This is a genomic window from Bradyrhizobium sp. (assembly GCF_050014615.1).
In the GTDB taxonomy this organism is placed as follows: Bacteria; Pseudomonadota; Alphaproteobacteria; order Rhizobiales; family Xanthobacteraceae; genus Bradyrhizobium.
Window position 1 is genome coordinate 17,199 of the sequence record NZ_JBEKCZ010000026.1, and the last position, 9,461, is coordinate 26,659.

The window sequence follows — 9,461 nt, forward strand, 5'->3', positions numbered from 1 at the left end:
CCGCTTTTTTATTGGGCGACTACCCCTGTCACCGGCGATTGCGCTCGCGCCAGCCGCTCCCGATATACCCGGCAGCAACGATGGAGACGCCACATGAAAATCGATCTTTCCGGCAAGACCGCGCTGGTGACGGGTTCGACCTCCGGCATCGGCCATGCGATTGCCAAAGGCCTCGCCGGCGCGGGCGCTGACGTGGTGATCAACGGCCGGACGAAGGCCAAGGTCGATGCGGCGGTTGAGGCGCTCCGCAAGGCTATGCCCGAAGCGAAGCTCCGCGGCGTCGCCGCCGATGTCTCGACGGCGGCGGGTTGCCAGACCCTGGTCGCGGCGCTGCCGGACGTGGACATCCTCATCAACAATGCCGGAATCTTCGAACCCAAGGGGTTTTTCGAGATTCCCGACGAAGACTGGAGCCGCTTCTTCGAGGTCAATGTGATGTCGGGGGTGCGGCTGTCACGCGCTTATCTGCCGGGCATGCTCAAGCGCAATTGGGGCCGCATCGTCTTCATCTCCTCGGAATCCGCGCTGAATATTCCGAGGGAGATGATCCATTACGGCATGACCAAGACCGCGCAACTGGCGGTGTCGCGCGGCCTCGCGGAAATGACCCGCGGCAGCGCGGTCACCGTCAATTCGGTGCTGCCGGGGCCGACGATGTCGGAGGGCGTGGAAACCTTCGTGAAAGGTCTCGCCAAGCAAAACGGCCAGTCGGTGGACGAGGCGGCGTCGGTGTTTATCAGGCAGTTTCGTCCGACCTCGCTGCTGCAACGCTTTGCCAGCGTCGAGGAGATCGCCAACCTGGTGGTCTATGTCGCCTCAAAGCAGGCGTCGGCGACCAATGGCGCCGCACTTCGCGCCGAGGGCGGCATCGTGCAGACGATTGCGTGAGGTGTCGGAGGTCGTCTATCAACCGATCGTAGGGTGGGCAAAGCGAAGCGCGCCCACCCTTCAAAATAATGATCTGGTTTTTGATGGTGGGCACGGCGCAAGAGCGCCTTTGCCCACCCTACGTTACGCTACCACCCCTCCAGCACGATCTTGCCGCGCGACTTGCCGGATTCCAAAAGCGCGTGTGCGCGCTTCAAATTGGTGGCGTTGATGGTGCCGAAGGTCTGATCGAGCGTGGTGCGCAGCACGCCCTTGTCGATGAGGTCGGCCACATCGTTGAGCAGGGCATGCTGGCCGATCATGTCAAGGGTCTGGAACGAGCTGCGGGTAAACATCGACTCCCAGTGAACCGAAACCGACTTGCCTTTGAAAACGCTGACATTGAATTCCGCGGGATCGTCGATCAGTCCGTATTTGCCCTGCGGCGCGATGATCTCCGCCAGCGCCTTGTAGTGGTCGCCGGTATTGGTGAGGCTGGCGACCAGCGCCACCGGCGGCAGCCTCAGGCTGTCGATCTGCTCCTTCATCGGCAAAGCGTGATCGATGACGGCATGGGCGCCGAGATCGAGACACCATTTTTGCGATTGCGGCCGCGATGCCGTCGCCACTACGGTCAGGCCGGTGAGGCGCCGGGCGAGCTGGGTCAGGATCGAGCCGACGCCGCCGGCGCCGCCGACGATCACGAGCGTGCGCGGATCGACGCTCTTGCCGGGTACAGCGCCGAGGCGGTCGAACAGCAATTCCCAGGCGGTGATCGAGGTGAGGGGAAGGGCTGCGGCCTGCGCGAACGAAAGCGTCTTCGGCTTGCGGCCGACGATGCGTTCATCCACCAGATGAAATTCCGAGTTGGTGCCCTGGCGCTGGATCGAGCCGGCGTAATAGACCTCGTCGCCCGCCCTAAACAGCGTCACGTCGGGACCGACGGCATCGACTACTCCGGCGGCGTCGTAGCCGAGAATCTTGGTCTCGCCTTCGGGCGGGGCGGCACGTTTGCGGACCTTGTAATCGACCGGATTGGCTGAAATCGCCCTGACGGCCACCCGGATGTCGCGACCGGCCGGTTGCGGTTTGACGGTCTCGAAATCGATCAGCGCGTCTGCCGCGTCGACCGGAAGCGATTTTTTGTATCCGACGGCCTTCATGGGCGGTTGTCCTTGTTGCCGGCGGCAAATGCCGGGCCTTCGACTAGGTGCGGTTCCCGCGGCGGAATTGCAAGGTGGGGCGAAGCCTCATCGCTCGCCGCGGTGGCCGAATCGGGCTGTCGCCGGCCCCTGGGCTTGCCGTCACTTCTATTCGCGAGCCCGGGAGCTTATATTCGGCCTCTATCCTCGGGAATCCCTTCATGATCGTTATTCGCATTTTCACGGCATTGCTGGCTCTCTGGGCCGCGACGGCCCCGGCGATGTCCCAGGACCGGCGCGTACCGGCCTCGGCGGCGGAACTCAGGCTCTCCTACGCGCCGATCGTGCAGCATGTGCAACCGGCGGTGGTCACCGTCTATGCCGCCAAGGTGGTGCAGGATCGCAATCCCTTGCTCGACGATCCCATCTTCCGCCGTTTCTTCGGCGTACCCGGCCAGCAACAGGAACAGGTGCAGCGCTCGCTCGGATCGGGCGTGATGGTGGATCCATCCGGTCTGGTCGTGACCAATAATCACGTTGTCGAAGGCGCCGACCAGTTCAAGGTTTCGCTCTCCGACAAGCGCGAATTCGAGGCCGAGATCGTGCTCAAGGACAGCCGTACCGATCTGGCGGTGTTGCGGCTGAAGGATACCCACGAGAAATTCCCGACGCTCGATTTCGCGAATTCCGATGAGCTCCTGGTGGGTGACGTCGTGCTCGCGATCGGCAATCCCTTTGGCGTCGGACAGACCGTCACCCACGGCATCATTTCGGCGCTGGCGCGCACGCAGGTCGGCATTTCCGACTATCAGTTTTTCATCCAGACCGACGCCGCGATCAATCCGGGCAATTCGGGCGGCGCCCTGGTCGACGTGACCGGCAAGCTCGCCGGCATCAATACCGCGATCTTCTCGCGTTCCGGTGGATCGCAGGGCATCGGCTTTGCGATCCCGGCCAATATGGTGCGGGTGGTGGTGGCCTCGGCCAAGAGCGGCGGCAAGGCGGTCAGGCGGCCATGGCTGGGCGCCCGCCTGCAGGCGGTGACGCCGGAGATCGCCGAGACATTGGGGCTTCGGTTGCCGTCCGGTGCGCTGGTCGCCAACGTCGTCCCGAACAGTCCGGCGGCACGGGCCGGGCTGAAATTGTCGGATCTGATCGTCGCGATCGACGGGCAGGCGGTCGAGGATCCCAATGCGTTCGATTATCGCTTTGCAACGCGGCCGCTCGGCGGCAAGTCCGATATCGACGTGCAACGCGCCGGCAAGCCGGTCAAGCTGACGATCCCGCTTGAGACCGCGCCCGATACCGGGCGTAACGAGATTGTGCTGACCACACGCTCGCCGTTCCAGGGGGCGAAGGTTGCCAACATCTCGCCGGCGGTCGCCGATGAATTGCATCTGGATGCGGACACCGAAGGCGTCGTGGTGACCGACCTCGCCGACGGCGGAACGGCGGCCAATGTCGGCTTCCAGAAGGGCGATATCATCCTGGCGGTCAACAGCCAGAAAATCGCCAGGACCAGCGATCTCGAAAAGGCGACGCGCGACGCGCTGCGGCTATGGCGCATCACCCTGTTGCGCGGCGGCCAGCAGATCAACGTTACGCTCGGCGGATGAGCCCGAAGCGCCCACGCGAGGGGACCAGCCTGTTCGCCGCTGCGGGGATGGAGCAGGATGCGCCGCATCCGCTTCCGGACCGATTGCGTCCGCGCACGCTGTCGGATGTCGTCGGCCAGGACCACATTCTGGGACCGGACGGCGCGCTGACCCGCATGCTGGCGACGCGTACGCTGGGCTCGCTGGTGTTCTGGGGCCCGCCGGGCACCGGCAAGACCACGGTGGCGCGGCTGTTGGCGGATGCCACCGAATTGCATTTCGAACAGCTCTCGGCGGTGTTTTCCGGCGTCGCCGATCTGAAGAAGGCGTTCGACGCGGCCCGCGCGCGGCGCGAGATGGGCAAGGGAACGTTGTTGTTCGTCGATGAGGTGCATCGGTTCAACCGCGCCCAGCAGGATTCGTTTCTGCCCGTGATGGAAGACGGCACCGTGGTGCTGGTCGGTGCCACCACCGAAAATCCCTCGTTCGAACTTAACGCGGCGCTATTGTCGCGGGCGCGCGTGCTGGTGTTTCATTCGCTCGACCCCTCGGCGATCGAACGGCTGTTCGCCCATGCCGAGAGCGTCGAGGGCAGGGCGCTGCCGCTCGATACCGAGGCCCGCGCCGTCCTGGTGCGGATGGCCGACGGCGATGGCCGCGCCGCGCTGACACTGGCCGAAGAGGTCTGGCGCGCCGCGCGCGAGGGCGAGGTCTTCGATGCGCAGAAACTGCAGGACATTCTGCAGCGCCGCGCGCCGATCTACGACAAGTCGGCCGACGGTCATTACAATCTGATTTCGGCGCTGCATAAATCGGTGCGCGGCTCCGATCCGGATGCGGCGCTGTATTATCTCGCCCGCATGATGGACGCTGGCGAAGATCCGCTGTTTCTGGCGCGGCGCGTGGTGCGCATGGCGGTCGAGGATATCGGGCTTGCGGATCCGCAGGCGCTGGTGATCTGCAACGCCGCCAAGGACGCCTATGATTTTCTCGGCCATCCCGAGGGCGAGTTGGCGATCGCGCAGGCGGTGATCTATCTCGCCACCGCGCCGAAATCGAACGCGGCCTACAAGGCGTTCGGCGCGGCGATGCGCGCGGCCAAGGAGGGCGGCTCGCTGCTGCCGCCGAAGCATATTCTGAATTCACCGACCAAGCTGATGAAGTCGGAAGGCTATGGTGGCGGTTACGAATATGACCACGACACCCCGGAGGCCTTTTCCGGACAGGATTATTTTCCCGAGGCGCTTGGACGCCAGACCTTCTACGATCCGCCCGACCGCGGCTTCGAGCGCGAGATCCGCAAGCGGCTGGATTACTGGGCGAAGCTGCGCCGCGAGCGCGGTTGAACTATCCTTAAGGTTGTATTATCCTGCGATTTCTAGGAAATCGGGGGTGCATATGACAACCGATGTTCTGATCAAGATCGCACCACTTATCGGCGGCGGCATTCTCCTGATCATTTGCCTGATCGGCATCATGCGCAGCCCCGCGGTTCCCAACATCTATGCCGGGCTGCTCGCGTTTGGCGCGCTGTTGTTCGTGATCCCCACGCTTTCCAATTTCAACTTTCATGGCCTCGGGATTGAATTTCAGGGTGCGACCACCGGTCTCGTCACCGAGCAGGCGGCCGGGATCAAGGCCCAGCTGGAGGATATCAAAACCTCGATCGCCGATCTCGGCAAGCGGATAGCTCCGGCTGCCGCCGCGCCAGCTGCGCCGTCCGCCGAATACGGAAAAAACCGCAGCTCGACCGTGATCGTCGTGTACACGACGGATCCGAAAACAAAAACGATCGCCAAGCAGATGGAGGATGATCTGCTCAAGAGAGGCTATCAGGCGACATCGCTGTTTTCGGATTATTCGGAACTCGCCGATTCCAAGAAAGGGCCATCCGGGTCGGTGCGGTTTGTGTATACCGATCCGGCGCTGGCCACTCCGGTCAAGCTGATGTTGCGGCCCGAGACCTCGGGCCTGACGGTGCTTGCGGATGATCAGCGCGCGCAGATGTCAGGGGATGTGCAAGTCTTGTTGTTTTAACAAGTGCTGTTGTTTTGAATTGAACTGCCGGCGCGGCTCGACATCGAGCGCTATTTGCCGGTCTTGACGAAGTCGAGAATTTCGCCGGTCAACCGCGTATCGGCGGTGTTGATCGAATATATCTCCGACATATGACTATGCTGCGGCAATAGCAGCGCACGGGCGCATCCGACCGGTCTCTTGCAGGCGGCCTGTTTCAGGATATCGAACTGCTCGACGAAAACGGGCGGGTCGAGTTCTGCGGTAACCGCCATCAGCGGAATGTTCGTCATCATCAAACCCTGCAGCGATGATTGCCCGTCATAGCGCGAGGAATCTTCGCCGAAATAGGCGCGTTCGGGATCGCCGGGCGGTGTCGCCGTCAGGTCGTAGATGCCGGATGCCATGATCGCGCCTTTGAGCCCGCCATCCCTGACCTTGTAGAATTCCGGATGCGACACGTAGCTTGCGACATGGACCGCGCCGGCCGAATGCCCCATCAGGTAGATGCGCGCGGGATCGCCGCCGCGTTCGCTGATCTTGTCGCAGACCCACTGAACAGCGGCGGCAACGTCTTCGGCGCCCGCGGGCCAGGTAAACTGCGGCGCCAGCCGATAGGTGATGTTGACGCCGACGAAGCCGTTCTTCACCGCCCACAGCATGACGTTGTCGTAGAACGGCGTTCCCGGCAAACGCTTGTTGCCGCGGGTGAAGGCGCCGCCATGGACGAAGATCAACACCGGGCGGCCCATTGAAGGCGTCTGCGGCATGAAGACGTCGAGCAGGTTGCGGTCCGCGGGGCCGTATTTGATATCCCGCTCGATCCTGACGTCGGGGTAGGGCTCCTTTTCCTGCAGCGGCGCATAGAGCAAAGCGGTGTTCGGCGGGTCGATGACGCGGCCTAGTTCCCGCAGCTTGCCGGCGATTTCCGGCGGCATCGGGCCGTCCTCGGCAACGGCAGCGCTCGCGGCGAGAACGGCGGCAAGAACAGCTAAAACCGGCCTGGATAACGCCATCCCCGATACTTCCCTGTTTTCTCGACTGTTTGACCCAGCATGGCCGATCCCACACCGGATTTGTACCGATTTCACCGTGACGATTCGCTGCTTTTGGGCTACCCAACGGCTCAGTTAGGAGTTGCAATCACCATGAGCCGTCGCGTCAAGAGACCACTGGCGAAACGCCCGCCCGGCGATCGTCCGAAGGGCGCGCGTCCCTATCGGGGCTCGCAGGCGGAGCGGCCGCAGGGGCATCGTCCCGGCGGCAAGCCGCCGGCGCGGTTTGCTTCGTCGGCGCCGCGCGCCGTCAGGCCACCGCCCTTCGTCGCCGAGCCCGAGAAGATCGTGGTCGAGCCGCCGCCGCTGCCCACCAAGGTTCAGACCGTGGTGGTGACCGCGGATGAGAACAACATGCGCGTCGACCGCTTTCTGGAGGCGCGCTTTCCCGGCCTGTCCTTCTCCCACATCCAGCGCATCGTCCGTAAGGGCGAATTGCGCGTCAACGGCAAGCGCGCCGACAGCAAGGATCGGCTGGAGGAGGGGCAAAGCATTCGGATTCCGCCGCTCAAGCTCGATACGCCCAAGGTCGCCGGCGAGCTCTCGGAAGCGGCGACCAAGACGCTTTCGGCGCTCAAGGACATGATCCTGTTTGAGGATGCCGACGTCATGGTGCTGAACAAGCCTGCCGGGCTGGCGGTGCAGGGCGGCTCCGGGATTACGCGCAATGTCGACGATATGCTCGAGGTGATGCGCGACGCCAAGGGCCAGAAACCCCGGCTGGTGCACCGGCTCGACAAGGAAACCTCAGGCTGCCTCTTGATCGCGAAAACGCGTTTTGCGGCGACCGCGCTGACCGGCTCGTTCCGCCATCGCTCCGCGCGCAAGATCTACTGGGCGCTGGTGGCGGGCGTGCCGAAGCCGAAGCAGGGCCGCATCTCGACCTATCTCGCCAAGGAAGAGAGCGAGGACGATACCATCATGCGCATCGCCGCCCATGGCGACGAGGGCGCGAGCCATGCGGTGACCTATTACGCGGTGGTCGAGACCTCGGCGCAGAAACTCGCCTGGGTTTCGCTGAAGCCGGTGACCGGACGGACCCATCAATTGCGCGCCCACATGGCCCATATCGATCACGCCATCGTCGGGGACCCCAAATATTTCAACAAGGAAAACTGGCAATTGCCGGGTGGCCTGCAGAAGCGGCTGCATTTGCTGGCGCGCCGGATCGTGATTCCGCATCCGCGCGGCGGCGTGATCGACGCTACCGCGCCGCTGCCGCCGCACATGCTGCAATCCTGGAATCTGCTGGGCCTTGAGGCCGACCGGTTCGACCCGATCGAGAACGCCCCTGAAGAATGACAGCGGCGGCGCGACATGAGGGCGCCGTCAGCAATCTTTTCCGGCAGGCGCAACAAGGATCAAATCGAGGGCGCGCGATTGAGGTATCGCTGGCTTCCATCTGTTCTGGCACCAGCCTGCCATCGTGCACATTCGGAGGCTCCGCTCATGATCGCGAATCCGTTCCGCGTCGCGCTTTTTCTCCTGCTTGGCGGGGCTGCCTGCGGCACCGCGACCGCTAACGCGCAGACACTCGCTCTGGTGGGAGGCAGTGTGTACGCGTCGCCTGACGCGACCCCGTTGCCCGATGCGGTCGTTGTCACGTCCGGCGGCGTGATTACCGCGATTGGCAGCCGCGGCGAAATCCAGCTTCCCCAGGATGCCCGCGTCATCGATTGCTCCGGCAAAACCGTTGTTGCCGGCTTCTGGAACAGTCACGTCCATTTCACGGAAGCTGCATGGAGAAACGCGGCTAGCGCACCGGTAGCGCCGCTGGAAGACCATATGCGGGAGATGCTGACCAGATGGGGGTTCACCACCGTGTGGGACCTCGGTTCCGATCCGGACGATACCTTGGCGCTGCGCCGCCGCATCGCCGCCGGTGAAGTCGCGGGCCCCAATATCTTTCTGGCTGGCAGCATCTTCCCCAAAGGCGGGCATCCCGTCTATCTGCCTGCCGAGATGCAGCTCCCCGAAGCCGCCACACCGGACCAGGCCACGCAGATGGCGCGCTATTATCTGGGAAGAGGGCTGGACGGAATAAAACTGTTCACCGGCGCCTATATGGGCGACAAGCCCGTCGTGAATATGGAGCCGGCCACGGCCGCAGCCGCGGTCGAGGTGGCCCATGCGGAGCACAGGCCGGTATTCGCCCATCCGCAAAACCAAACCGGTGTCGACACGGTCATTGCGGCGGGAGTCGATGTGATGGCCCACACCATTCCCGGCGGACCCGCCTACAGCCCCGAGCAGCTCGCCCGATTCAAGTCGCAGGGGATCGCATTGATTCCGACGCTTTCTCTGTTTGCGCACATACCTGGCGGCCCCGCATTGACCGACATGCTGGTGGGGTCCGGCGTCAGCCAGCTCAAGACGTTTTCAGGGAACGGCGGTGTCGTTCTGTTTGGGACCGACGTCGGCTTCACCAAACTCTATGACACCACGCAGGAATACGAACTCATGCACCGCGCGCTTTCGGAACGACAGGTGCTGGCGTCGCTGACGACTAGTCCGGCGCTGTATTTCAAAGCTGCGAACAAGGGCAGGGTTGAAAAGGGGCTTGATGCCGATCTGGCGATTCTTGACGGCGACCCGGTCGCCGACGTTCGTAACCTTGCCAGGGTCGCCTACACCATTCGGGCGGGCCAGATCATCTATCAGAAACCGTAACAGGCTGCCGCCGCCGCGGCCGGGCTCGGCGCGAGCGACCGCGAGGCCTGCTTGCGCCGCTGCGCCAATCGGTCGTTGCGGGTTCTCGTTGGCGCGGCAGCGGCGGCCCGACTTCC

At 63.5% G+C, this 9,461-nt stretch carries 8 protein-coding genes; 6 read left to right on the forward strand and 2 right to left on the reverse strand.

Annotated elements, in window-relative coordinates; genetic code table 11:
* Positions 1–93 precede the first annotated feature (93 nt).
* A complete protein-coding gene (locus ABR948_RS06635) occupies positions 94–888 on the forward strand; it encodes an SDR family NAD(P)-dependent oxidoreductase (RefSeq protein ID WP_428114874.1) in 795 nt (264 codons plus the stop codon).
* 128 nt (positions 889–1,016) lie between these two features.
* On the opposite strand, the gene ABR948_RS06640 is transcribed toward ABR948_RS06635, so the two are convergent.
* On the reverse strand, positions 1,017–2,030 hold the full coding sequence (locus ABR948_RS06640) for a zinc-binding alcohol dehydrogenase family protein (protein WP_428114877.1): 1,014 nt from the start codon (positions 2,028–2,030) through the stop codon (positions 1,017–1,019).
* Between the two features lie 200 nt (positions 2,031–2,230).
* Between ABR948_RS06640 and ABR948_RS06645 the strand changes: the two genes are divergently transcribed.
* From ABR948_RS06645 to ABR948_RS06655, 3 genes are read left to right on the forward strand one after another with little or no spacing between them, the layout of a single operon-like run.
* Positions 2,231–3,625: a DegQ family serine endoprotease gene (locus ABR948_RS06645; RefSeq protein WP_428114879.1), complete on the forward strand. Its 1,395-nt coding sequence runs from the start codon at positions 2,231–2,233 to the stop codon at positions 3,623–3,625.
* Positions 3,622–4,950, forward strand: coding sequence for a replication-associated recombination protein A (locus tag ABR948_RS06650; protein ID WP_428114882.1), 1,329 nt, complete (start codon positions 3,622–3,624; stop codon positions 4,948–4,950). Before ABR948_RS06645 ends, ABR948_RS06650 begins: the two co-directional genes overlap by 4 nt.
* 52 nt (positions 4,951–5,002) lie before the next feature.
* Positions 5,003–5,641 carry a hypothetical protein gene (locus ABR948_RS06655; RefSeq protein ID WP_428114884.1) on the forward strand — a complete coding sequence of 213 codons (639 nt, stop codon included), beginning with the start codon at positions 5,003–5,005 and terminating at the stop codon, positions 5,639–5,641.
* A gap of 50 nt (positions 5,642–5,691) precedes the next feature.
* On the opposite strand, the gene ABR948_RS06660 is transcribed toward ABR948_RS06655, so the two are convergent.
* Positions 5,692–6,636, reverse strand: a complete 945-nt coding sequence (locus tag ABR948_RS06660) for an alpha/beta hydrolase (RefSeq protein WP_428114887.1) — start codon at positions 6,634–6,636, stop codon at positions 5,692–5,694.
* Between the two features lie 132 nt (positions 6,637–6,768).
* Between ABR948_RS06660 and ABR948_RS06665 the strand changes: the two genes are divergently transcribed.
* A complete protein-coding gene (locus tag ABR948_RS06665) occupies positions 6,769–7,977 on the forward strand; it encodes an RluA family pseudouridine synthase (protein ID WP_428114890.1) in 1,209 nt (402 codons plus the stop codon).
* A gap of 147 nt (positions 7,978–8,124) precedes the next feature.
* Positions 8,125–9,345 carry an amidohydrolase family protein gene (locus ABR948_RS06670; RefSeq protein WP_428114892.1) on the forward strand — a complete coding sequence of 407 codons (1,221 nt, stop codon included), beginning with the start codon at positions 8,125–8,127 and terminating at the stop codon, positions 9,343–9,345.
* Positions 9,346–9,461 lie beyond the last annotated feature (116 nt).

Coding starts and splice junctions, on each gene's coding strand:
- ABR948_RS06670 (WP_428114892.1), top strand. CDS start 8,125: ATGATCGCGAATCCGTTCCGCGTCGCGCTTTTTCTCCTGCTTGGCGGG.
- ABR948_RS06645 (WP_428114879.1), top strand. CDS start 2,231: ATGATCGTTATTCGCATTTTCACGGCATTGCTGGCTCTCTGGGCCGCG.
- ABR948_RS06640 (WP_428114877.1), bottom strand. CDS start 2,030: ATGAAGGCCGTCGGATACAAAAAATCGCTTCCGGTCGACGCGGCAGAC.
- ABR948_RS06635 (WP_428114874.1), top strand. CDS start 94: ATGAAAATCGATCTTTCCGGCAAGACCGCGCTGGTGACGGGTTCGACC.
- ABR948_RS06665 (WP_428114890.1), top strand. CDS start 6,769: ATGAGCCGTCGCGTCAAGAGACCACTGGCGAAACGCCCGCCCGGCGAT.
- ABR948_RS06660 (WP_428114887.1), bottom strand. CDS start 6,636: ATGGCGTTATCCAGGCCGGTTTTAGCTGTTCTTGCCGCCGTTCTCGCC.
- ABR948_RS06650 (WP_428114882.1), top strand. CDS start 3,622: ATGAGCCCGAAGCGCCCACGCGAGGGGACCAGCCTGTTCGCCGCTGCG.
- ABR948_RS06655 (WP_428114884.1), top strand. CDS start 5,003: ATGACAACCGATGTTCTGATCAAGATCGCACCACTTATCGGCGGCGGC.